General features: G+C 41.0%; 24 protein-coding genes, 1 rRNA gene and 2 other annotated features. All 25 genes read right to left on the bottom strand.

Going from position 1 to position 24937, the window contains the following annotated elements:
- Positions 1 to 9 precede the first annotated feature (9 nt).
- Positions 10 to 3573, bottom strand: coding sequence for a DNA-directed RNA polymerase subunit beta (gene rpoB, locus GGQ95_RS16415; RefSeq protein ID WP_044744071.1), 3564 nt, complete (start codon positions 3571 to 3573; stop codon positions 10 to 12).
- A gap of 246 nt (positions 3574 to 3819) precedes the next feature.
- Positions 3820 to 4422: a class I SAM-dependent methyltransferase gene (locus GGQ95_RS16420; RefSeq protein WP_183187157.1), complete on the bottom strand. Its 603-nt coding sequence runs from the start codon at positions 4420 to 4422 to the stop codon at positions 3820 to 3822.
- 323 nt (positions 4423 to 4745) lie between these two features.
- A complete protein-coding gene (rplL, locus tag GGQ95_RS16425; protein ID WP_183187158.1) occupies positions 4746 to 5114 on the bottom strand; it encodes a 50S ribosomal protein L7/L12 in 369 nt (122 codons plus the stop codon).
- A gap of 68 nt (positions 5115 to 5182) precedes the next feature.
- Positions 5183 to 5683, bottom strand: coding sequence for a 50S ribosomal protein L10 (gene rplJ / locus GGQ95_RS16430; RefSeq protein ID WP_044744074.1), 501 nt, complete (start codon positions 5681 to 5683; stop codon positions 5183 to 5185).
- A 42-nt stretch (positions 5684 to 5725) separates the two neighbouring features.
- Positions 5726 to 5875, bottom strand: a sequence feature (ribosomal protein L10 leader region).
- Positions 5876 to 5925: 50 nt separating this feature from the next.
- The gene (gene rplA / locus GGQ95_RS16435; protein ID WP_066150214.1) at positions 5926 to 6627 is read right to left on the bottom strand and encodes a 50S ribosomal protein L1; all 702 of its coding nucleotides are present in this window, start codon (positions 6625 to 6627) and stop codon (positions 5926 to 5928) included.
- A gap of 111 nt (positions 6628 to 6738) precedes the next feature.
- The gene (gene rplK / locus GGQ95_RS16440; protein WP_027410223.1) at positions 6739 to 7164 is read right to left on the bottom strand and encodes a 50S ribosomal protein L11; all 426 of its coding nucleotides are present in this window, start codon (positions 7162 to 7164) and stop codon (positions 6739 to 6741) included.
- Positions 7165 to 7433: 269 nt separating this feature from the next.
- Entirely contained in the window at positions 7434 to 7967 is a 534-nt protein-coding gene (gene nusG / locus GGQ95_RS16445; protein ID WP_044744076.1) for a transcription termination/antitermination protein NusG, read from the bottom strand.
- Positions 7968 to 8095: 128 nt separating this feature from the next.
- Complete coding sequence (secE, locus tag GGQ95_RS16450; RefSeq protein WP_044744077.1) at positions 8096 to 8278, bottom strand: preprotein translocase subunit SecE; 183 nt, start codon at positions 8276 to 8278, stop codon at positions 8096 to 8098.
- 59 nt (positions 8279 to 8337) lie between these two features.
- Positions 8338 to 8487 (bottom strand): 50S ribosomal protein L33, encoded by a 150-nt coding sequence (gene rpmG / locus GGQ95_RS16455; RefSeq protein ID WP_080862215.1) that lies wholly within the window; start codon positions 8485 to 8487, stop codon positions 8338 to 8340.
- Between the two features lie 107 nt (positions 8488 to 8594).
- A complete protein-coding gene (gene sigH, locus GGQ95_RS16460) occupies positions 8595 to 9245 on the bottom strand; it encodes an RNA polymerase sporulation sigma factor SigH (RefSeq protein WP_066150211.1) in 651 nt (216 codons plus the stop codon).
- A gap of 68 nt (positions 9246 to 9313) precedes the next feature.
- Positions 9314 to 9823: an NYN domain-containing protein gene (locus GGQ95_RS16465; RefSeq protein WP_066150205.1), complete on the bottom strand. Its 510-nt coding sequence runs from the start codon at positions 9821 to 9823 to the stop codon at positions 9314 to 9316.
- 4 nt (positions 9824 to 9827) lie between these two features.
- Positions 9828 to 10565: a 23S rRNA (guanosine(2251)-2'-O)-methyltransferase RlmB gene (gene rlmB, locus GGQ95_RS16470; RefSeq protein ID WP_066150202.1), complete on the bottom strand. Its 738-nt coding sequence runs from the start codon at positions 10563 to 10565 to the stop codon at positions 9828 to 9830.
- A 19-nt stretch (positions 10566 to 10584) separates the two neighbouring features.
- Complete coding sequence (locus tag GGQ95_RS16475) at positions 10585 to 10992, bottom strand: Mini-ribonuclease 3 (protein ID WP_231734667.1); 408 nt, start codon at positions 10990 to 10992, stop codon at positions 10585 to 10587.
- A 4-nt stretch (positions 10993 to 10996) separates the two neighbouring features.
- A complete protein-coding gene (gene cysS, locus GGQ95_RS16480) occupies positions 10997 to 12394 on the bottom strand; it encodes a cysteine--tRNA ligase (protein WP_183187159.1) in 1398 nt (465 codons plus the stop codon).
- Entirely contained in the window at positions 12375 to 13040 is a 666-nt protein-coding gene (cysE, locus tag GGQ95_RS16485) for a serine O-acetyltransferase (RefSeq protein WP_066150196.1), read from the bottom strand. The genes cysS and cysE overlap by 20 nt, the downstream gene beginning before the upstream one ends.
- Before the next feature lie 65 nt (positions 13041 to 13105).
- Positions 13106 to 13334 (bottom strand) — a binding site (T-box leader).
- 41 nt (positions 13335 to 13375) lie between these two features.
- The gene (gene gltX / locus GGQ95_RS16490) at positions 13376 to 14836 is read right to left on the bottom strand and encodes a glutamate--tRNA ligase (protein WP_080862214.1); all 1461 of its coding nucleotides are present in this window, start codon (positions 14834 to 14836) and stop codon (positions 13376 to 13378) included.
- A gap of 69 nt (positions 14837 to 14905) precedes the next feature.
- Entirely contained in the window at positions 14906 to 15382 is a 477-nt protein-coding gene (ispF, locus tag GGQ95_RS16495) for a 2-C-methyl-D-erythritol 2,4-cyclodiphosphate synthase (RefSeq protein WP_044744084.1), read from the bottom strand.
- Positions 15383 to 15386: 4 nt separating this feature from the next.
- A complete protein-coding gene (gene ispD / locus GGQ95_RS16500; protein ID WP_066150190.1) occupies positions 15387 to 16073 on the bottom strand; it encodes a 2-C-methyl-D-erythritol 4-phosphate cytidylyltransferase in 687 nt (228 codons plus the stop codon).
- A 24-nt stretch (positions 16074 to 16097) separates the two neighbouring features.
- Complete coding sequence (locus tag GGQ95_RS16505) at positions 16098 to 17192, bottom strand: PIN/TRAM domain-containing protein (protein WP_044744093.1); 1095 nt, start codon at positions 17190 to 17192, stop codon at positions 16098 to 16100.
- A 110-nt stretch (positions 17193 to 17302) separates the two neighbouring features.
- Positions 17303 to 18688, bottom strand: a complete 1386-nt coding sequence (gene radA / locus GGQ95_RS16510; RefSeq protein WP_066150187.1) for a DNA repair protein RadA — start codon at positions 18686 to 18688, stop codon at positions 17303 to 17305.
- An 82-nt stretch (positions 18689 to 18770) separates the two neighbouring features.
- On the bottom strand, positions 18771 to 21203 hold the full coding sequence (gene clpC / locus GGQ95_RS16515; protein WP_066150184.1) for an ATP-dependent protease ATP-binding subunit ClpC: 2433 nt from the start codon (positions 21201 to 21203) through the stop codon (positions 18771 to 18773).
- Positions 21190 to 22290: a protein-arginine kinase McsB gene (mcsB, locus tag GGQ95_RS16520; RefSeq protein ID WP_066150182.1), complete on the bottom strand. Its 1101-nt coding sequence runs from the start codon at positions 22288 to 22290 to the stop codon at positions 21190 to 21192. The genes clpC and mcsB overlap by 14 nt, the downstream gene beginning before the upstream one ends.
- 2 nt (positions 22291 to 22292) lie before the next feature.
- On the bottom strand, positions 22293 to 22838 hold the full coding sequence (gene mcsA / locus GGQ95_RS16525; RefSeq protein WP_044744089.1) for a protein-arginine kinase activator protein McsA: 546 nt from the start codon (positions 22836 to 22838) through the stop codon (positions 22293 to 22295).
- A 15-nt stretch (positions 22839 to 22853) separates the two neighbouring features.
- A complete protein-coding gene (locus GGQ95_RS16530; protein ID WP_044744090.1) occupies positions 22854 to 23315 on the bottom strand; it encodes a CtsR family transcriptional regulator in 462 nt (153 codons plus the stop codon).
- A gap of 1527 nt (positions 23316 to 24842) precedes the next feature.
- Positions 24843 to 24937, bottom strand: a 5S ribosomal RNA gene (rrf, locus tag GGQ95_RS16535); the annotation flags it as partial.

Consider the following 24937-nt stretch of genomic DNA (forward strand, 5'->3'; position numbering starts at 1 on the left):
CTTATCGGTTTATTCCTTTGTCACTGCATCTTTTTCTTCTTCTTTTTCCACTTCTATTCCAACGGCAATGGCTTCTGCTGGTTGGACATCATCATCTTCGTCAAAGTTTTCCATGTTGATTTCTTTCTCGTCACTTGAAAGGATCGTCACATCCATTCCTAAGCTTTGAAGCTCTTTGATTAAAACTTTAAATGATTCCGGAACGCCTGGTTCTGGAACATTTTCACCTTTGACAATGGCTTCGTAAGTTTTTACGCGACCCACTACATCGTCCGACTTCACAGTCAAAATTTCTTGTAGCGTATATGCCGCACCATAAGCCTCAAGAGCCCAAACCTCCATCTCACCAAAACGCTGGCCGCCAAATTGAGCTTTACCGCCAAGCGGCTGTTGCGTGACAAGCGAGTATGGACCTGTAGAACGAGCATGGAGCTTATCGTCAACCATGTGCGCAAGTTTAATCATGTACATGATTCCGACAGAGACACGATTATCGAACGGCTCACCAGTTCTTCCATCATAAAGCACCGTTTTGGCATCACGTGCCATTCCAGCTTCCTCCAAAATGGCCCAAACGTCTTCTTCGCGAGCTCCATCGAATACTGGTGAAGCAACATGAAGACCAAGCTTTCTCGCAGCCATTCCCAAATGCAATTCAAGCACCTGACCAATGTTCATGCGTGAAGGAACGCCCAATGGGTTTAACATGATATCCACCGGTGTTCCATCTGGTAAAAATGGCATATCTTCTTCCGGAAGAATTCTTGAGATAACCCCTTTGTTTCCGTGACGACCAGCCATTTTATCTCCAGCAGAGATTTTCCGTTTTTGAACAATGTATACACGCACAAGCTGGTTCACGCCGGGAGGAAGTTCATCCCCATCTTCTCGGTTAAAGACTTTGACATCCAGTACGATCCCGCCGCCACCGTGTGGTACACGAAGCGAGGTGTCGCGCACTTCACGCGCTTTTTCTCCGAAGATAGCATGAAGCAGACGTTCTTCCGCTGTCAGCTCTGTCACCCCTTTTGGTGTGACCTTCCCTACTAGCAAATCTCCGTCTTTTACTTCTGCGCCAATTCGCACAATGCCGCGCTCATCTAGATTGCGCAACGCGTCTTCTCCAACGTTTGGAATATCGCGGGTGATTTCCTCTGGTCCCAATTTTGTGTCACGAGATTCTGATTCATATTCTTCAATGTGAACAGACGTATATACATCTTCTTTTACAAGACGTTCGCTCATAATGATCGCGTCTTCGTAGTTATAACCATCCCATGTCATAAAGGCAACTAATACGTTGCGACCGAGCGCCAGTTCACCTTTTTCCATTGATGGTCCGTCTGCGAGAATTTCTCCTTTTTCAACAATATCGCCTTTTTTCACAATTGGGCGTTGATTATAGCATGTTCCTTGGTTGGAACGAACAAATTTAAGCAGACGATATTTGTCCAGATCGCCTTTTATCTCTTTCCCGTCAACTTCCACCAAACGGCGAACCCAAATTTCTTTTGCTTCCACCCGCTCAACAATTCCACGATGCTTACAAATAACAGCAGCACCTGAATCTTTAGCTGATACATATTCCATTCCTGTACCAACAATTGGTGCTTCCGGCTGCAATAACGGCACCGCTTGGCGTTGCATGTTTGCTCCCATCAACGCCCGGTTGGAATCGTCATTTTCTAAGAATGGAATACACGCAGTCGCCGCTGATACGACCTGTTTCGGCGATACGTCCATATAGTCGACGCGATCGCGTTTAACGACAATGTTTTCACCACGGAAGCGCGCTACAATATCTTCATCTAGGAATGTTCCATCCTCAGCAATTCTGGCATTTGCCTGCGCTACCACATAGTTATCTTCTTCGTCAGCCGTTAAATAGTCGATGCGGTCCGTGATTTTTCCTGTTTCAGGGTCAACACGGCGATAAGGTGTTTCAATGAATCCAAATTTATTAACTTTGGCATACGTAGATAAAGAGTTAATTAAACCGATGTTTGGCCCCTCAGGTGTTTCAATCGGACACATGCGTCCATAGTGAGAATAGTGTACGTCACGCACTTCCATACCCGCACGTTCGCGAGTTAAACCGCCTGGTCCTAATGCGGATAAACGGCGCTTATGAGTCAGCTCAGCAAGTGGATTGGTTTGATCCATAAATTGTGAAAGCTGTGAGCTGCCAAAGAATTCCTTAATAGCAGCAATCACTGGACGAATATTAATAAGCTGTTGAGGTGTGATCGTATTTGTGTCCTGAATCGACATGCGCTCGCGAACTACCCGTTCCATGCGCGATAAACCGATACGGAATTGGTTTTGCAACAGCTCTCCTACAGAACGAAGGCGCCGGTTTCCTAAATGATCGATATCATCCGTGTCACCTACTCCATGGAGAAGGTTGAAGAAATAGCTAATGGACGCAATAATATCGCTTGGCGTAATGTGTTTGACATCTTCAGCAATGTATCCGTTGCCAATGACATTAATGACTTGCTCACCATCAGGATCATTCGGTGCATAAATTTTAATGGACTGAAGCGTAAACTCCTCATCTACTACACCACCGAATGGCTTATATGTCCGGAAGCCGATCCCGTTTTCGAGATAAGGTAGAATTCGATCAAGCGTTCTGCGATCAATCATCGTTCCTTTTTCAGCGATAATTTCACCAGTCTCCGGATGAACGAGCGTTTCAGCAAGCCGTTGATTGAAAAGTCTATTTTTGATATGAAGTTTTTTGTTAATTTTATAGCGGCCGACGCTCGCTAAATCATAGCGTTTTGGATCAAAAAAACGAGAAATAAGCAAGCTTTTCGCGTTTTCTACTGTCGGCGGCTCGCCAGGACGTAAGCGCTCGTAAATTTCTAGTAACGCTTTCTCCGTATTTTCTGTATTATCTTTTTCAAGCGTATTACGAATATACTCGTTTTCACCGATTAAATCGATAATCTCTTGATCGGATCCAAATCCAAGAGCACGCAAAAGCACGGTGACAGGCAGTTTACGAGTACGGTCAATGCGAACATAGACAACGTCCTTTGCATCTGTTTCATACTCCAGCCATGCGCCTCGGTTTGGGATAACAGTGGCTGAGAATCCGCGTTTGCCGTTTTTATCTACTTTTCCGCTATAATATACGCTTGGAGAACGTACAAGCTGCGAAACAATGACCCGTTCGGCACCGTTAATAATAAACGTTCCCGTCTCTGTCATTAGAGGGAAATCGCCCATGAAAACATCTTGCTCTTTTACTTCGCCTGTTTCTTTATTAATCAGGCGCACTTTTACGCGAAGAGGTGCCGCATATGTAACATCGCGTTCTTTCGACTCTTCGACTGAGTATTTCGGCTCTCCTAGGCTATAGTCGATAAATTCAAGAGATAGATTTCCGGAAAAATCCTCAATTGGCGAAATTTCTTTGAACATTTCTCTCAGACCTTCATCAAGAAACCATTGGTAAGAGGAGGTCTGAATTTCGATAAGGTTTGGTAATTCCAATACCTCACTAATACGCGCGTAACTTCTTCGTTGGCGGTGTCGTCCATATTGAACTAGTTGACCTGTCAACTGATTCACCCCTCAAATTCAAGCGTTGATAAAAAAGTAGAAGGCTGCCTTGCTGATGAAGGCATTTTTTGCCTTACTATCAGACAAAAGAAAAATGGTTTCTATAACAAGAAAACCACATTTTCACCTATTTATTGATTTTATAATTTTCCCCATTAGAAATAAAATTATACATATGAATTATAGATAGCTACATAAGGTTACACATTTGGCATTTTATAATGCTATCATAGCTAAAAAAAACTGTCAATATTTTTTTGCCTTTATGATATAATATCCTTTTTTCTTTGTTATTACTTCTACTTCTGGAAATAGTGATTGGAGTTTTTCAAGAGCGGAAGGAGCCCCTTGCTTCTTCTGAATCACAATCCATAATTCTCCACCAGAAAGGAGATGATCCACACTTTCTGCAAAAATCGAATGAACGATCTGCTTTCCCGCACGAATTGGGGGATTCGTTAAAATGGTAGCGAACTTTTTCATTCCGATCTCTTGAAACAAATTGCTTTCATAGATGATGGCATTATGAATTTGATTTTGCTGCTGATTTTGGCGGGCTAACGCAATCGCTCGTTCATTAATGTCAACCATCTCCACCTTGCGCTCAGGGAAAGATTTTGCTAAAGCTAAACCAATCGGACCGTAGCCGCAGCCGACATCCAAAAAGTCCCCTTGAATCAACGGCTCTTCAAACGTTTCAATAAGCAATCGTGAGCCAAAATCCACCTCACGCTTAGAAAAAACACCTTGATCAGTTGTAAAGAGCAAATCATTTCCTCTAAGTGTGTAACTCCATGTATGTGGATCACTTGAAGAAGACGGAGCTTTGGAGTAGTAATGTTCACTCAATGATTCTCATCCTTTCATTGGCTTTTTACCATTCTCTCCATACTTGATAGCAGAATATGCTGTAAAATCCATGTATATAGATATATAGCCGGATGCCTCCACATTAATTCCCAAGTGAGCAGGTGATGATCCTGCTTCGTCCGATTTCGACGGTCAGACAACCATAGTTTTTTACACATACCATCCATTTCATCTTTGTATTGATGCCGTACAAGGACAACAAAGTGAATCGATTTTATTTGACTGATACGATAAGTGCTGTAAAGATGAAAAAGCCCGCTATCATTAGCGGGCTTTTTCATTCCACATAAAGAAAAGAGAAATTACTTCACTTCTACGCTAGCGCCAGCTTCTTCAAGTTTAGCTTTGATTTCTTCAGCTTCTTCTTTAGAAATGCCTTCTTTAACTGGCTTTGGAGTGTTGTCAACTAAGTCTTTTGCTTCTTTTAAGCCAAGACCAGTAAGTTCACGCACAACTTTGATAACTTTGATTTTTTGCGCGCCGCCATCTGTAAGAATAACATCGAATTCTGTTTTTTCAGCAGCAGCTTCGCCACCAGCAGCACCGCCACCAGCAACTACTACAGGAGCAGCAGCAGTTACGCCGAACTCTTCTTCAATTGCTTTTACTAAATCGTTTAATTCTAAAACTGTCATATTTTTAACCGCTTCAATGATTTGTTCTTTCGTCATTGTAATATTCCTCCCTTAATATCAAGATGTTTAGCATTGTTTTTCAAATGGGCTAAGCCACTATAAGATTAAGCACCTTGTTCTTCTTTTTTCTCTGCAACTGCTTTTGTAACAAGCGCGAAGTTGCGGATAGGAGCTTGAAGAACGCTAAGCAACATAGAAAGCAAGCCTTCGCGAGAAGGAAGATTAGCAAGTGCTTTCACTTCTTCAACTGTAGCTACGTTGCCTTCAATAATTCCTGCTTTAATTTCCAACGCTTCATGCGCTTTTGCAAAATCGTTTAGAAGCTTGGCTGGAGCTACTACATCTTCGTTACTAAACGCGATCGCATTTGGACCAGTAAGTACTTCATCTAACCCTTCTAAACCAACTTCTGCAAGCGCACGGCGAGTTAACGTATTTTTGTATACTTTGAACTCAATACCAGCTTCGCGAAGCTGTTTGCGAAGTTCAGTAACTTCTGCTACGTTTAGACCGCGATAGTCTACAATAATAGTTGATTTGCTTGCGCGGAATTTCTCTGCGATTTCTGCGACTACTTGTTTTTTGAGTTCGATTGCGCTGCTCATTTTCACACCTCCTGTAGAAGATAAGATGAAATACCACTTATACCGTTCATAAGAAAACCTCCATGCCACGTAGACATGGAGGTACTGTAAAGCACCACAAGATGCACTTTGCTTTCTATAAACAAAACACCTCGGTAGGAAATTAAGCTCATGCCGAGCACCTACTGTCTACGGTACAAATGATATTCTCTTTTCAGACAAGTTTTATGATACTAAATGACTGCCCGAAAGTCAACAGCCACTTATTTTGCAACAGCAAATGTTGAAGGATCGACTTTGATGCCAGGTCCCATCGTTGAAGTTACTGTTACATTTTTTACATACGTGCCTTTAGCAGCAGCAGGCTTCACTTTTAAAATTGTTTCGTAAATTGTTGTGAAGTTGCCCACTAGCTTTTCGTTATCAAACGAAATTTTGCCAATTGGCACATGAATGTTTCCAGCTTTATCAACACGGTACTCTACTTTACCAGCTTTGATTTCTTTTACCGCTCTTGCTACATCAAATGTAACTGTTCCTGTTTTTGGATTCGGCATTAATCCTTTAGGTCCTAGGATACGACCTAGCTTACCGACTTCACCCATCATGTCAGGAGTAGCTACGATTACGTCAAAATCAAACCATCCTTGTTGGATTTTGTTGATGTACTCTGTATCGCCCACATAATCTGCTCCCGCAGCTTCAGCTTCTTTTGCTTTTTCTCCTTTTGCAAATACGAGCACGCGTTGTACTTTACCTGTTCCATGAGGCAACACAACGGCCCCGCGAATTTGCTGATCCGCTTTTTTAGGGTCAACCCCTAAACGGAAAGCAACTTCTACAGTGGCATCAAATTTCGCAATGCTTGTTTTCTTCACTAATTCAATTGCTTCAGTTACAGAATAAGCTGTATAGCGGTCCACAAGCTTCGCCGCTTCTAAATATTTTTTTCCTCTTTTAGCCATTTGAATTTCCTCCTTATTGTGGTTTTAGCGGAATAACCTCCCACGAATAAAGGTTGCGAAACAGATTATTTCTGTACTCGCAACCTTCAGCAGCCAGATACCATAACACGATTAGTCTTCGATAACAATTCCCATGCTGCGTGCGGTACCTTCCACCATACGCATTGCTGCTTCAATGCTAGCAGCATTGAGATCTGGCATTTTTGTTTCAGCAATCTCACGTACTTTGTCACGCTTGATTGTTGCTACTTTATTACGGTTTGGCTCACCAGAACCTGACTCAATGCCAGCCGCTTTTTTAAGCAAAACAGCAGCAGGCGGAGTTTTTGTAATAAATGTAAATGAACGGTCCTCGTATACCGTAATTTCAACAGGAATGATCAAACCTGCTTGGTCAGCTGTACGAGCATTGAATTCTTTACAGAATCCCATAATGTTTACACCAGCTTGACCTAAAGCTGGACCAACTGGTGGTGCCGGATTCGCTTTACCCGCAGGAATTTGTAGCTTTACAACTTTGATTACTTTTTTAGCCACGAGACACACCTCCTTAAGTCCGTGATGTGGTATTAGGGACGTTCCCTCCCACTCATATAAGGTTATGAATAATGCAGCATTTGCATTATTCTTTCGTAAGGCAGGACGTAACCTTTCGCCCTTCTATTTCCTATCATGCTTAAAGCATAGGAAATGCCACTGATTTATCATTGATTATAAAAAAGTTCATATGATCAGCTTGTATCATGAGATACACTGACTATAAAATATTATCACTTTTCCTTTTTGATTGCAAGTTGTTTCAGCAATTATATTTTTTCAATTTGCGAAAAATCAAGCTCTACTGGGGTTTCACGCCCAAACATATTCACAAGCACTTTAACCTTCCGCCGATCCATATCAATTTCTTCAATCGTTCCTGTGAAATTAGCAAAAGGCCCTTCCTTAACCTGTACCGTTTCTTTTAGCTCATAATCAAAATCAAGCTCATTAAGCGGCACGCCCATACGTTTTAAAATTAAGTGAACCTCTTCTTCAAGAAGAGGGGTTGGCTTTGATCCTGCTCCGCTTGATCCGACAAATCCAGTAACTCCTGGTGTATTGCGCACTACATACCAAGAGTCATCCGTCATAATCATTTCAACCAACACATATCCAGGGAATACCTTCCGCTTTGTTACTTTTTTCTTTCCGTTTTTCATATCTGTTTCTTCTTCTTCAGGAACGACAACGCGAAAAATTTTATCCTGCATCCCCATCGATTCTAAACGTTTTTCCAGATTGGCCTTCACTTTATTTTCATAGCCTGAATATGTATGGATAACATACCAGTTTTTCTCCATTGGCTGGGACTTAAACGTCCTTCCCTCCCCTTAAACAGCAATTAAGTTTTATAAGCAAAACAAAAACCCGTTTCCGGGCCTTTTATTTCTACCTTATTATCTTTTATTATACCATAACAAAGCGCCAGTTATTCAAGCACAAAACGAATTAAAGAAGAAATCCCTAGATCCACAACCGCAAAAAAAATGGTCATGAAAGCAACAGTGGCTAACACGGTAATGGTATAATTGACTAACTCTTTTCTTTTCGGCCAACTGACTTTTTTCATCTCACGTGCGACTTCATTAAAAAAATTGATAATACGTTGCATGATTAATAACCTCCAACAACTTAGAGCTGCTTTGCCAGTCATTGGCATGATCGTAAAACTTATTTCGTTTCCCGGTGAATTGTATGTTCATTGCAAGTTTTGCAAAACTTTTTGATATCTAGACGCTCTTGAGTATTTGCGGTATTTTTCATCGTTGAATAATTACGGGTATTGCATTGACTGCAGGCTAATATCACCTTTTTACGCATATGCCTCCCACCGTTCTACGAGATGTCTTTAAAAATTTAACATATCCATCTTTCTTATGTCAATGACAAATAGTGCTTTAGCCTGTTGCCCAGCATGCCCTTTTCATTTATAGACTGATTTCGCGATATTCCAAATATCTTTCCAACTTTCGCTTCACTCTTTGTAAAGCGTTATCAATCGATTTAACATGGCGGTTAAGCTCTTCAGAAATTTCTTGATATGACCGCCCATCTAAATATAGAACAAGCACCTTTCTCTCTAAGTCACTTAAAAGCTCGGCCATTTTAATTTCAATATCATCGACTTCTTCACGATTAATAATCAACTCTTCTGGATCCGTTGCTTTTGTTCCGGAAATAACATCCATCAGTGTTCGATCGGATTCATCATCATAAATAGGCTTATCAAGCGAAACATATGAGTTGAGCGGAATGTGCTTTTGCCTTGTGGCCGTTTTGATTGCGGTAATCATTTGCCGAGTAATGCATAATTCCGCAAAGGCTTTAAAAGAAGTAAGCTTGTCCTCTTTAAAATCCCGAATCGCTTTATATAGGCCAATCATTCCCTCCTGAATAATGTCCTCTTTATCTGCTCCAACTAAAAAATAAGAACGCGCTTTCGCTCGGACAAAGTTTTGATACTTATGAATCAAAAAGTCCAAGGCATCGCTGTCTCCTTGGTGCACCCGTTCGACTAATACTTCATCCTCAAACTGTTCCAACTTTTTCTCATCTTTGCTTTTGAAGCCTTCGCCCACGCCGATCCCTCCGACCGCACAAATCGATAAAATTATTATACAGTACAAAATTTTACAGCGTCAACCTCTCATTTTTCGCCTCTTCGCCATCTTTCGAAAATTCTTGCCACTTCATCTGTTAAAGGAATTTTTGAGACTGGTTTTTGTTCGTGAATGGCTTTTACTTTTTTAGAAATTCCTTGTTCAATTGATTCCATTTCGGTCAAAAGCTCACGAGCCGACTTTCGCAAAGCACCTTGTCCAAAAATCGCCCATTGTTCTGTGTAATCAGAGGTCGCTACATATACTTTTGTCCGAATATTAATTAGCTGCTTTGCAAGCTTTTCAATTCGCTCATCTGCTGTTTCATTCTCTTTTGTAAAAATAACATCTACTTGATAATTGGTATATTTTTTCTCAACGCCTTGTACGAGGTGTGCATCAAAAACAATGATCACTTTATATCCAGTAAATCCTTGGTACTCAGCCATTTTAGAAATTAATACATCTCTTGCTGAAGCAAGATCATGCTCTTTTAATTTGCGAAGCTCAGGCCAAGCACCAATCACGTTGTAGCCATCCACAATGAGAATATCCATGGAGTTATTCTCCTAAAGGATATCGTTTACGGTACACCTCATACATTAATAAACTGGCTGCCACTGAAGCGTTTAGCGATGTCACCTTCCCCTTCATCGGAAGGCGAATTAAAAAGTCACATTTTTCCAAAATCAACCTCCCAATTCCTTTCCCTTCACTTCCAATTACGAGGGCTAAAGGCATTGTTCCATCCAGCTGGCGATAATCGTCTTGTGCTTTGGCATCCGTGCCGACAATCCAAATTCCCCGTTCTTTTAGCTCATCAATCGTTCTTGCTAAATTCGTCACACGGGCAACTGGAATATGTTCAATCGCTCCTGTGGAAGCTTTGGCCACTGTTGAGGTTAAGCCAACTGAACGACGCTTCGGGATAATAATGCCATGTGCTCCGACCGCATCGGCTGTGCGCATAATAGAGCCTAAATTATGAGGGTCTTCCAGCTCATCAAGCATCAAGAAGAAAGGAGGTTCATTTTTTTCTGCCGCACGGTAAAATAATTCATCGATATCATAATATTGGTAAGCAGCTACTTGAGCAATAACTCCTTGGTGATTTCCATCAACCATCTGATCCAGCTTTTTTTTCGGAACATATTGCACAATCACTTTTTGCTGCTTAGCCAGCTCAATGACCGATTGCATCGCTCCCCGCTGCGCCCCTTCGGCAACCCAAATTTTATTTACTTCCCGTTCCGACTTTAACGCTTCTAATACAGGATTTTTTCCGATAATAAGGTCCATTTCTTTACGTCTTCCTTTCTTAGCCTTCAGTAATATCAAATGAATAACGGATGAGCTCTTTCAGTCTTTCCTCATTATTTCCTAAGAAATGATACCCAATCAACGCTTCAAAGGCTGTACTGTATCGATACGTTTGAACATCGGTATTTTTAGGAATTGTAGCTGATTTAGCATTTCTCCCTCTGCGCAAGACCGCTTGCTCTTCCTCCGTTAAGATCGCTTGTTCTAGTAACGCCAATACCACTTTTGCCTGCGCCTTGGCAGAAACATACCGGATGGCTTGCTTGTGTAATTGATTTGGCTTAACGCTTCCTTTGGCAAGGAGGCGATGCCGCACATACAATTCGTAGACAGCATCACCGATATAAGCAAGAGCTAAACCATTAAGCTGTTTTACATCTTTTATATCTACAAAAAAGTCTTTCACACTCTTATCCTCTTTTCCATCTCGTTCCTTGCGGCGTATCTTCTAAAATAATATTTTTTGCTTTTAGTTCATCCCTAATTTGATCAGCTAAGGCAAAATCGCGATTTTTTCTAGCTTCATTTCGCTTCTGGATCAATGCTTCGACTTCGTCATCGAGCAATTCATCCTCTGTTAAAGAAATTCCCAATACACCTAATAGCTCTTCAAACTCATGTATGAAAGCAGAAATGACTTTTTCAGCTGTATTTTTTTCAAGCAAATATAAATTTGCCTGTTTAGATAGCTCAAATAATACAGCAATGGCATTTGCCGTGTTAAAATCATCATCCATCTCCGTAATGAAAACATTGCGGCATTCATTAATCTTATCTAACCATTGCCCATCGCTATCGGTTAAATTGCTGCAGCTCGCAAGACGATGTTTTAAATTAAGGTAGGACGTTTTTAAACGTTCCAATCCGTTCTTTGTGCTTTCTAACAACTCTTGACTATAGTTAATCGGATGACGGTAATGAACAGATAGCATAAAAAAGCGCAATACTTTCGGATCTACTTGCTGAATGATATCGTGTACAAGAACAAAGTTCCCGAGAGATTTAGACATTTTTTCATTATTGATATTAATGTAGCCATTATGCATCCAATATTTCGCAAATGTCTTTCCTGTCAACGCTTCTGACTGGGCAATCTCGTTTTCGTGATGTGGAAATGTTAAATCTTGGCCACCTGCATGAATATCGATAGTATCTCCTAAATATTTGTGCGCCATCGCTGAGCATTCGATATGCCAGCCCGGCCGTCCTTTTCCCCAAGGGCTATCCCAAGCGATTTCGCCCTCTTTCGCTGCTTTCCATAAAGCAAAATCAAGCGGATCTTTTTTCTTTTCTCCAATTTCAATACGGGCCCCCGCTCGAAGCTCATCAACCGATTGATGTGAAAGTTTTCCGTATTCTGCAAACGCTCTTGTTTTATAATAAACATCCCCATCTACTTCATAAGCATATCCTTTTTCGATCAGCTGCTCAATAAATTCAATAATAATGTCAATATTTTCGGTTACACGCGGATGAACATCGGCTTTTCGGCAGCCTAATGCGGATACATCTGCAAAATAAGCCTCAATAAAACGTTCAGCAATCGTTGGAACATCTTCTCCTAATTCTTTAGCCGCCTTAATCAATTTATCATCAACATCAGTAAAGTTCGAAACATATTGCACATCATAGCCGCGAAATTCTAAATAGCGGCGGACGGTATCAAATACAATAGCTGGACGCGCATTTCCAATATGAATATAGTTGTACACCGTTGGACCACAGACATACATTTTTACCTTATTTGGTTCAATCGGTTCAAATTTCTCTTTCTTTCGTGTCAATGTGTTATAAAGCTGAATGCTCATTTTGTGCCTTCCCTTCTTTAAGTTGTTGAATTTCCATTTGTAGCTTTTCAACCTGATTCTCTAGCTCTTTTAAACGATCGGCAATAGGATCCGGTAAATCCGTATGGTTTAAATCTTTGTTCACTCTGACTCCATTATGCACCACGACTTTCCCTGGAATACCAACAACAGTGGAGTTCGGGGGTACATCTTTTAAAACAACCGATCCTGCTCCTATTTTTGAATTTTCTCCAATTGTAATGGAACCAAGCACCTTAGCTCCTGTTGCAATCAAACAGTTATCTTTAATGGTCGGATGGCGCTTTCCTTTTTCTTTTCCTGTCCCACCCAAAGTCACTCCTTGATATACCGTCACATTATCGCCAATTTCACATGTTTCTCCAATCACAACACCCATGCCATGGTCGATAAAAAAGCGACGACCGATCTTTGCACCTGGATGAATCTCAATGCCTGTAAAAAAGCGACTAATTTGTGAAATCAGCCTTGCAAGAAAGTACAGTTTCCGTTTATAAAAAGCATGAGCAATGCGATGCGCCCAAATAGCATGTAATCCTGAGTAAGTCAAAATAACTTCTAAATAGCTTCTTGCTGCCGGATCTTGTTCAAACACAACTTCAATGTCCTCTTTCAAGATTTTAAACATCTCTCTCCCTCCTCCTCAGACTTCCAGAATATCGGAATAATAAAAAGCGTCTCTGTGTTTGCAAACACAGAGACGCTCGGACGCGCGGTTCCACTCTGTTTAGCCAAATGAAAAGCTTGGCTCCCTCAGCTCTTATAACGGAAGAGAATCCGCTCCATTCTACTACAGAGCATCTCTGCTTCGAAAGGAGGCTCCGAGGCGCATTTCAAAAGCATTAAGCATGAATCACTTCCAGCCAAGGTGACTCTCTCTGTAATGTTAATGCTTTTTACTTCTCCTCATCTACGCTTTATATATGGATTTGTTAATCATCATATTACAAAAAAGAAAAAATGTTAGTCAATTAGTTTTTCTAAGCGTTGAATCACTTTTTCTTTTCCAAGCAGCTGTATCGCGAGCGGCAGCTCCGGTCCGTGAGTTTGTCCTGTGGTAGCTACACGGATAGGCATAAATAATTTCTTGCCTTTCTGTCCCGTTGTTTTTTGTACCGCTTTAATAGCGGCTTTAATGGACTCTGCATCCAATGTTTCCAGATTTTTCACTGCCTCTAAAAACGCCTTCAATACGGCTGGAACTTGTTCTTCCACTAATACAGCCCGCGCTTCTTCGTCATACTCGACATCTTCTTTAAAAAACAGCTTGGACAATTCTACAATCTCTGCTCCATAGCTCATCTGTTCTTGATATAAAGCAATTAATTGCCGAGCCCATTCCCGCTGCTCTCCGGTCATTTGCGCCGGCAAACAGCCCGCCTTGATTAAGTGAGGCAAAGACAGTTCTACAAGCCGATCTAAATCAAGCTTTTTAATATATTGGTTATTCATCCATGTCAGCTTCTGTTTATCAAACATCGAAGGAGATTTAGATAGGCGAGATACATCAAAAATACGAATGAGCTCTTCCTTCGTAAAGAGTTCTTCTTCTCCTTCTGGCGACCACCCTAATAAAGCAAAAAAGTTAAACATCGCTTCAGGAAGGTAGCCAAGCTCTTTATATTGAGAAACAAATTGAATAATCGATTCATCGCGTTTGGATAACTTTTTGCGCTGCTCATTTACAATCAATGTCATATGACCGTAGCGCGGTGGCTCCCAACCTAAATACTCATAAATCATCAACTGTTTTGGCGTGTTCGATAAATGTTCTTCGCCGCGAAATACATGAGTAATCTTCATTAAGTAATCATCTATGACCACCGCAAAGTTATAAGTCGGAATTCCGTTAGCTTTGACGATGACCCAGTCACCGATATCTTTTGATTCAAACACTACTTTGCCACGAACCATGTCTTCAAACTCGTATACTTTCCCTTCAGGTACTTTTATACGCAATGTATACGGCTTGCCTTCCGCCTCCAACTGCTGTACCTGTTCAGGCGTTAGATGACGGCATTTGCCACTATATTGCGGTGCTGCAATTCCCGCCGCCTTTTGGGCTTCACGTTCTTGCTCCAATTCTTCGGGCGTACAGAAGCATTTATAGGCATATCCTTTTTCTAATAGCTCATTTGCATACTGACGATATATATCAAGACGCTCTGTCTGGCGATAAGGTCCATATCCTCCATCTTTGTCTACCGATTCATCGTAATCAATGCCGAGCCATTTTAAATTCTCCAATTGAGACTGCTCTCCGCCGGGCACATTCCGTTCGATATCAGTGTCTTCGATTCGCACAATAAATTTCCCATTATGGTGGCGAGCAAACAAATAATTAAATAGAGCTGTGCGCGCTCCTCCGATATGTAAATGGCCAGTCGGACTCGGCGCATAACGCACTCTTACCTCTTGTGACATGTTAAGACCTCCATCAACATTTAACTGTGTATCGTTATTTTAACATTATACCACCACAAAGTTAAGCCATTATTGCCTTTGCAATAAAACAACCGCTTGAGCAGCAATGCCTTCTTCACGCCCAGTAAATCCAAGTTTTTCTGTCGTCGTCGCCTTCACATTTACTTGAGAGCGCTCCGCTTCTAATAACTCAGCCATTCTCTCTATCATTTGTTCAATATAAGGAGCCATTTTCGGTTTTTGTGCAATAATGGTACAGTCTAGATTGGCAAGCTTATACCCCTCTTTCTTAACGAGGTTCCAAACTTGCTGTAGCAATCGCGCGGAGTCGGCATCTTTATATTGTTGATCCGTATCTGGAAAATGCGTCCCAATATCGCCAGCACCAATGGCTCCTAAGCACGCGTCTGCCACAGCATGCAACAACACATCTGCATCTGAGTGACCAAGCAATCCTTTTTCATAAGGAATGCAAACACCGCCAATTATTAAAGGGCGGCCTGTTACTAATTGATGAACGTCAAATCCTTGCCCTATCCGAAACATATATTCACCTTGCTTCCTTTAATGATAAAATCGCTTCCGCAAATAGTAAGTCATCTGGCGTTGTTAATTTAATATTTCGATAATCTCCCTCCACAATTTTCACTTTTTTTCCCATCCGTTCAACAAGACTGGCATCATCTGTTCCGATATACCCTTCTTCCTGTGCCCGTTTATGCGCTTCTAAAACAAGGGAAACACGAAAAGCTTGTGGAGTCTGTACAGCCCACAAGCTAGAGCGCTCCACCGTTTCCTCAGCCATTCCATTCCTAACTTTTTTAACGGTGTCTTTCATAGGTACAGCGGGAATTGCCGCACCATGCTCTTGCGCTTCCTTCACTAATTCGTGTATTTTTTCTAGCCTAATAAACGGGCGGGCACCATCATGAATGAGGACAATCTCACCTTCTTTAACTGCCTGCAACCCATTGTAGACGCTATGTTGCCGTTCGATGCCACCACTGACGATCGAGATCACTTTTTTGATCCCGAACTTTTTCAGTAGCTCAACAAACAGCGGTCTTTCCGTTTCGTTTACTACCATAATAATTCCGCGACAATCGTCATCTTGTTCAAACACCTTTAACGTGTGTATAATGACAGGCTGATGCTGCAATTCAATAAGCAGTTTGTTCATGCCAGCCTTCATTCGCTTTCCCTGTCCTGCTGCCGGAATGACTACTTGATATAACATATGACTTATTCTCCTAGTCTACACTTATAATGCCTTTTGGAGAAGCTTGAGCTTCGCAAAAATCATTCTCCCTGCTGAAGTTTGTAACACACTAGTGACTAAGACGTCAACCCGTTTGCCTATATAATCTCTGCCATCTTCGACAACAATCATCGTTCCGTCATCTAAATAGGCAACGCCCTGGTTATGCTCTTTTCCATCCTTAATGACTTGTACATTCAATTCTTCTCCCGGTAAAACAACCGGTTTAACTGCATTGGCCAAGTCGTTTATATTCAGGACTCTCACATTTTGCAGTTCACAGACTTTATTTAAATTGAAATCGTTCGTCACGACCACTCCTGATGTTAATTTCGCTAATTTCACTAGCTTGCTGTCCACTTCCTGAATGTCATCAAAATCGCCTTCATAAATCTCTACTTTCATTTCCAATTCTTTTTGAATGCGATTCAAAATATCAAGCCCGCGGCGGCCGCGATTTCGCTTCAGTACATCTGAGGAATCAGCAATATGCTGTAATTCTTCTAGAACAAAACGAGGAATAACAATCGTTCCCTCTAAAAATCCTGTTTGGCAAATATCAGCAATTCGTCCGTCAATAATCACGCTTGTATCAAGAATTTTTAAAGTACTGTTTTTTTGCTTGTCGCTTTCTTCTTCTGTTCCTTTTTTCTTAGACATGCGACTAGAAATGGAAAATAAATTCATCAACTCATGGCGTTTCTTAAATCCTACCTGAAACCCTAAATAGCCAAGCAAAATCGTTAAAAAAACTGGCAGCACGGTATTAACGACTTGAAATTGAAATGCTTTAAGCGGCATCACCACTAAAAATGCAACAAACAATCCAAAAATTAACCCTAAGCTTCCAAACAAAATATCTGTGACAGGTGCTTTTACCAGAGATTCTTCAATCCAGTGAATTAAACCCACTACATAATCAACTAGCCAAAAAGTCATGATAAAGAAAATAAGTGCTCCCAAAATCGCCAGCATATATGGATTGTTAAAAAATGAAAGATGATGGATATTCAGCAGTCGAAATATATTCGGAAGAAAAATAATTCCTAAGGTCCCTCCGACGACTAAGAAAAATAATTGGACTACTCTCTTTAACATCATACTTTCACCTCCTCAACTACATTATAAACAGTTTCCAATGTTTGAAACCAATGATAACACAGTTTTTAATCTTTTTTAAAAATTTGATACATGTTTGTAACGTTTATTCATACAGATTTTCTGTCTCCTAACGTGTATTCCAACGCTTCAGCGACATGAGACACCCCGATAATTTCCACTCCTTTTGGCGCCAGCCATCCTCCCAAATTATTTTTTGGAATAATAATACGATGAAATCCAAGCTTTACTGCTTCTTGAACTCGCTGCTCGATACGAGAGACTCGACGTACTTCTCCTGTCAGCCCCACCTCTCCGATGATGACATCTGATGGATTCGTCGGCAGATCGCGAAAGCTGGAAGCAATGCTTACAGCGATGGCTAAATCAATAGCTGGTTCATCTAATTTGACTCCCCCGGCTACTTTTAAATAAGCGTCTTGGTTTTGCAGAAGCAACCCAACTCTTTTTTCTAGTACAGCCATCAGCAATGATACGCGGTTATGGTCAATTCCCGTCGCCATTCTTCTTGGATTGCCAAAGCTTGTTGGGGAAATTAACGCTTGAATTTCCACGAGCACGGGTCTTGTGCCCTCCATTGACGCTACTACCGTTGATCCTGCCACTCCGCTTGATCGTTCTTCCAAGAATACCTCTGAAGGGTTTTCAACCTCTAGCAGCCCCGTTTCTCTCATTTCAAAAATACCAATCTCATTAGTCGATCCAAATCGATTCTTCACTGCTCGTAAAATTCGGTACGTATGATGGCGCTCACCTTCAAAATACAAAACTGTATCTACCATATGCTCTAAAATTCTCGGTCCAGCAATGGAGCCTTCCTTTGTTACATGGCCGACAATAAAAATCGCAATTCCTTTTGTTTTAGCGATTCGCATCAATTCCCCTGTACACTCCCTGACTTGAGAAACGCTGCCGGGAGCTGATGTAATCTCGGCTCGATAGATCGTTTGAATGGAATCAATTACTACAAAGTCAGGTTGAATTTCTTCAATCGCTTGATGAATATATTCCAAGTCTGTTTCTGATAATACATACAGCTCATTAGCGGAAATGCCCAAACGGTCAGCACGCAGCTTCGTTTGCTTGACTGATTCTTCCCCGGAAATATATAGCACCTTATATTGATTCAACGCCAATTGTGCAGACACCTGCAAAAGAATGGTTGATTTTCCGATACCAGGATCACCGCCGATAAGAACGAGAGAACCTTTAACGATTCCGCCACCTAACACGCGATTAAACTCCGCAAGATCCGTTACCATTCTTGGCTCCTGTGCTGTTGCTACGGTTGTAATCGACACTGGCTTGGATATAGAAGAAGGAGCAGTATGAACAAATACTCCCCTTGCTGCTGGTTTTCCTTTCTCAATTTCCTCAATCATAGAGTTCCACGTCTGACAACCTGGACACTTTCCCATCCATTTGGCTGATTCATATCCGCATTCTTGACATACAAATTTCGTTTTCTTTTTCATAACAGCTAATTCCTCTCTATTCGCAAATGCAAAAAGAAGGTATGCGCCAATCTACTTCTGCCGCATACCTTGCTGCCACCTTTTACTGAACGGTTTGTTCTGATAAAACTACAAATTCTCCGTCTTTGACATCTACAATGACTTTTTGCCCTTTTGTGATCGTTCCTTTCAACAGCTCTTCAGATAAGCGGTCTTCAATGTGTTTTTGTAAAGCTCGGCGCAATGGACGAGCACCATATTCTGGGTCATGTCCTTCTTCAGCAATTTTTGCAATCGTTTCTTCCGTCAATTCTAATTCAATATCTTGCTCTGTTAAACGTTTTACAAGCTGATCGGCCATAAGATGAACAATTTTTGCTAAATGTTGTTTTTCTAATGAGTGGAATACAATAATTTCGTCAATACGATTCAAAAACTCTGGACGGAACGCTTTTTTCAATTCATCCATGACTTTACCCTTCATGTCTTTATATTTCTGGCTTTCATCTTGAACATTAAAGCCTACATACTTATTTCGTTTCAGGGCATCAGCTCCCACATTGGATGTCATAATCACAATCGTATTGCGGAAATCAACCGTTCTTCCTTTTGAATCTGTTAAACGTCCGTCTTCTAATACCTGCAGAAGAATATTAAATACATCTGGATGTGCTTTTTCCATCTCATCCAATAAAACGACCGAGTATGGTTTACGGCGAACTTTTTCTGTCAATTGTCCTCCTTCTTCATATCCGACATATCCAGGAGGAGAACCAACAAGTCGAGAAGTAGAATGCTTCTCCATATACTCGGACATATCGATGCGAATCAACGCATCCTCATCTCCAAACATCGCTTCTGCCAGTGCTCGTGCTAACTCTGTTTTTCCTACCCCAGTTGGTCCAAGGAAGATAAATGAACCGATTGGACGCTTTGGATCCTTTAATCCTGCACGGGCGCGTCGGACCGCCTTCGCCACTGCTTTCACTGCTTCTTCCTGTCCAATCACTCGCGAATGCAAAATTTCTTCAAGCTTTAACAACCGTTCTGTTTCTGTTTGCGCCAATTTCGATACAGGTATTCCTGTCCAGCTAGATACAACCAAAGCAATATCCTCTACTGTTACTTCCGAATTTTCCTGACCTTGCTTTTCTTTCCAAGCGCGTTTTGTTTCTTCTAATTCCTCACGCAAACGTTGTTCCGTATCGCGCAATGAAGCAGCTTTTTCAAATTCCTGACTCTGAACAGCAGCGTCTTTTTCTTTACGAACCTCTTCTAACTTTTGTTCCAACTCTTTTAAATTAGGAGGAGCGGTAAAAGAACGAAGACGCACTTTTGAGCATGCCTCATCAATTAAATCAATGGCTTTATCTGGGAGAAAGCGATCTGTAATATATCGATCTGATAGCTTCACTGCTTGAATAATTGCTTCATCAGAAATCGAGACACGATGATGCGCTTCATATCGGTCACGTAACCCTTTTAAAATTTGAATGGACTCTTCAACAGTCGGTTCATCAACATAAATTGGCTGGAAACGACGTTCTAGCGCAGCATCCTTCTCTATATATTTCCGGTATTCATCTAACGTTGTAGCACCGATACACTGCAATTCACCACGAGCTAATGAAGGTTTTAAAATGTTTGAAGCATCAATAGCTCCTTCCGCTCCCCCTGCGCCGATGAGCGTATGCAGCTCATCAATAAATAAAATAATATTTCCTGCTTGACGAATTTCATCCATAACTTTTTTCAAGCGGTCTTCAAATTCACCGCGATATTTGGTTCCGGCAACAACTGTCCCCATGTCTAACGTCATGACTCGCTTGTCTCGTAACGTTTCAGGAACTTCATTATTGACAATTTGCTGCGCCAATCCTTCTGCAATCGCTGTTTTACCTACACCAGGTTCACCGATTAATACCGGGTTGTTTTTCGTGCGTCGGCTTAATACTTCAATTACACGTTGAATCTCTTTACTTCTTCCAATGACAGGATCTAAGCTGCCTTCGCGAGCAATGGCTGTTAAATCGCGAGCAAGACTGTCTAACGTCGGTGTACTCACATGGGAAGCACTGCCTTGGTGTCCGGAAACAGACTCATTGCTTCCCAATAGTTGTAACACTTGTTGACGTGCTTTATTCAAGCTTACTCCTAAATTATTGAGAACACGAGCGGCGACTCCCTCTCCTTCACGAATTAAGCCAAGCAAAATATGCTCTGTACCTACATACGAATGTCCAAGCTTTCTGGCTTCATCCATAGAAAGCTCAATCACTTTTTTGGCACGTGGCGTATAGTGAATCGTTTGCGACACCTCATGTCCTCGACCAATCAATGCCTCTACTTCCTTCTGAATCTTTTCTGGTCCTAACCCCAAAGCAATTAAAGCTTTAGCGGCAATCCCTTCCCCCTCGCGAATCAATCCAAGCAAAATATGCTCCGTGCCAATGTTATTGTGACCAAGACGTACCGCTTCTTCTTGAGCTAAAGCCAACACTTTTTGCGCCCGTTCTGTGAATCTACCGAACATCATTTTCATCACCCTCCATTGCTTTTCGTTCTTCCATTTTTAAACGTTCTCGAATCAAAGTAGCTCGAAGAACATCCCGTTCATTAGGTCTTAATGCTCCGCCAGCATATTGCTGTAAGAATCCCGGCTGCATTAAAATCATCAGCTCATTTAGAATGCTCCGAGAAATGTTTTTAATATACCCTAAATCAATTCCCAAACGTACATCCGATAAACATTGGGCCGCTTCCTTCGATTCGATAACACGGCAATTGGTCAAGATGCCATAGGAGCGAAAGACTCTGTCTTCTAATTGTATGTTTAAAGTTTTGACTAATGCCTCTCTTGCCATTCTTTCCTGAGCAATTAATTGTTGAACAACACTTTTTAAATCCTCCACAATATCTTCTTCTGATTTGCCAAGCGTAATTTGATTTGATATTTGGAATATATTCCCTAAGGCCTCACTTCCTTCTCCATACGTTCCTCTTACCACTAATCCTAGTTGGCTAATGGCTGGAATGATTTGGTTCATTTGCTGTGTTAGAGTCAGAGCCGGTAAATGCATCATTACCGATGCTCTTAATCCTGTTCCTACATTTGTAGGACAGCTTGTTAAATAACCTTTCTTTTCATCAAATGCGTAATTGACATGCATTTCAATCCAATCATCCAGCGCATTGGCCATCTCTAAAGCTTCTGTCAGTTGCAGTCCTGGAAATAAACATTGAATACGAATATGGTCCTCCTCGTTAATCATAATGCTTACCTCTTCATTTTCCGACAGCAAGCATGCTCCGAATGGGCAATCTTCCGCTAAATGTGGACTAATTAAATGTTTTTCAACCAATACCCTTTTTTCGATCGTTTGGAGCTCATTCATTTTTAAAAGCTCAAATCTACCAACTACAGGATGTGATTGGCGTGCAAATGTCTGTTCAAATTGCTGTACGATATGCTGGGCTTCTTCGTTGCCAAAAACAGTGGGAAACTGGTAATCTACAATATTCCTTGCAAGCCGAATCCGACTGCTCAATACAATGTCTGAGTCCGGACCTTCTTGGTTCATCCAAGAGCTTACTGCTGTATTCAAAAACTTCTCAAGCGACACAATTAGCCCTCCTCCCCATGTTTACTTACACGTGATTCAAGCAAACGAATTTGATCGCGAACTTCAGCTGCTTTTTCAAACTCTTCTCTGGCAATAAGCTCTTGCAGTTTTTGTTTTAAATGAGCGATTTGTTTACGAATATAAATACTGCCACCGATTCGTCTTGGAATTTTCCCTGCATGAGTAGTATTGCCACTATGAAGTCGTTTCAATATCGGCTGCAGTTGTTTAGCGAATGTATGATAGCAATGAGAGCAGCCAAAACGGCCAATTTTGGCGAATTGATTATATGTCATGTTGCAGCGTTCACATTGCAAAATTTCAATGCTTTGAAATGCATTTTGCTTGGCTCCCTTTGTAGGAGCTTCAAAATTTAATAGACCTGCCAATAAATTTTGCAGAGAGAATCCTGCATTTCCATGAAACATAAAAACGTCCCCGTGCTCTTGAGCACAATGTTCGCAAAGATGAAATTCTGTCTTTTCACCATTGATAATTTTCGTAAAATGCATCGTGGCCGGTCTCTGCTTACATTCTTGACATATCAAAGATCTCACCTCTTTCTATTTATACTTCAAAGACATTAACATGGCTTTTAACATTCTAGCTCTCAACTCATCTCTTTGAGGCAAGTCAATATATAAAACAGATCGATCCATTACGCTCAACATAATATTTGCCTCTCGTTCAGAAATGACTTTTTCTTCAACAAGTCGGCGAATAATATCCTCTGCACTCGATTGACTGACATGATGACGAATTAAAGATAATAGCTGATCAATTAATTGCGATTCATTTTTTGTTTTCACTTTTATAATTCGAATATAGCCTCCACCGCCGCGCTTGCTTTCTACAATATAGCCTCGTTCCAAAGTAAAGCGTGTATTAATGACATAATTAATCTGTGAAGGAACGCACTGAAATTTATCGGCGATTTCACTTCGTTTAATCTCAACAATTTCTTGTTCACTCATATTTAAAACTTGCTTTAAATATTGTTCGATAATATCAGAAATGTTTCTCACCCTACCCCTCCTTGCTTAGGTAGTTGACTTTGACTATATTTGACCTTAATTTTACTATATAGCAGATATAAAAAAAATGCAACAAACAAGAGCAGATAATCATATGATTGCCGATTTTCCGAATTTAAAACAAAAGCAGTATGAATTAATTCGATAACATATGCTAAAAATCCTTTATATCAAGAAAAAAGTTATAATTATGAAGCAAGGACATATCTCAACATGACACATGCTCAAAGATCCATCTTTGAAGCAGTAAACCATTCAACGATGGAAACAGACACCAGCACTTTTTTAGAGTTTTCGCATGTGCAGCAAAGCATATTCAATCCGTAGAATATGTCAATTAAGCTGTTTTTGAATGAGAGAGAAGCACAGGAACCGAGGAGTTTGACGTGGTCATTCACATGATTTAACGTTTAATATGCTCGAGGATATGATATGGGGTGAATAGAGGTTCAAATTTTAATCAGTGAAAACCAATCGTATCGAAAAAACGAAATGTACAATTTTATTGTGAATATGTCGCAAAGCGCATCATAAATGAATAAAGACATATAAAAACCCACTCACTCCCTTGAAAATCCTATACAGCGACCAATAAGCTCCAAAGAGTGGACATTATGCGTTCTAATTTGATTAAAGAACATGCATGTAGGAGATGAAATCTCTTTTGATGCATTCTTCCAATAGATCCATCGGCTTTCTTTGTTTGGCACGCCGTATACAACAGAGAGGCCGCCGATTTTAAAAAGGCATTACTCAGGTGCTTATTTTTAAAAACGTATTTTGTGCTCGATTCGTTGCGAGAGTTGATGTGAGTCCTTCAGTGGTTTGATTATTGTCGCCGCCTTTGTGGACTAACAGCGTTCTGCATGTTTCGACGCTTTCTCGTACAAAACAATGGTTTCAAGAGCAAGAGTTTCCGGAATCTCATGCTCAACTGCTTATGCATTTAAGTGTCAAGCAGCCTTCAGCTGTGTGGATTGACAATATGGCACTCCGAAGCAGCCCCTATGATTCTCAAATGAGGGGAAGGATGATGCCCACTCTTATCACTTGTTTAAGGGCTATCAACTTTATACAGGTATCACCGCAGACGAAATCGTGGTCTCCCATATGCTTACCAGAGGTTTTTTGAGCTCTCAAAGACTGGAACATTCGGTTTGCTTTAGGAGATGCCGCCTATGACAGCAAGAAGGTTCAAACTATCGCCCGCCGAGAACATAGGAGTGTTTTTGGGTCACCTCGAAATCAAAAGAACGAATATGACTCCAGGGTTGTTGAAGGTGACATTTGGAAAACAGTTATGGGGCTTGCATACCAACATTGAACGAATAGGCCATCAGCTCAAAATGAAAGGACAAGGATCAGCATGAGTTATGGAGGTTATCGCCATCCGTTGCATGGTCAATAGTATATTTTTATTTAGCAACACCATCATTAGTAGTGTAAAGCATTTACAGATGGTTTCAATATATTAAACAAAAAAGCATGTTTCATTATGAAACATGCTTTTTATATACAGCCTAGCAACGTCCTACTCTTGCAGGGGCGTTAGCCCCAACTACCATCGGCGCTGGAGAGCTTAACTTCCGTGTTCGGGATGGGAACGGGTGTGA

The organism is Anoxybacteroides rupiense, from assembly GCF_014196195.1.
Classification (GTDB): Bacteria; Bacillota; Bacilli; order Bacillales; family Anoxybacillaceae; genus Anoxybacteroides; species Anoxybacteroides rupiense.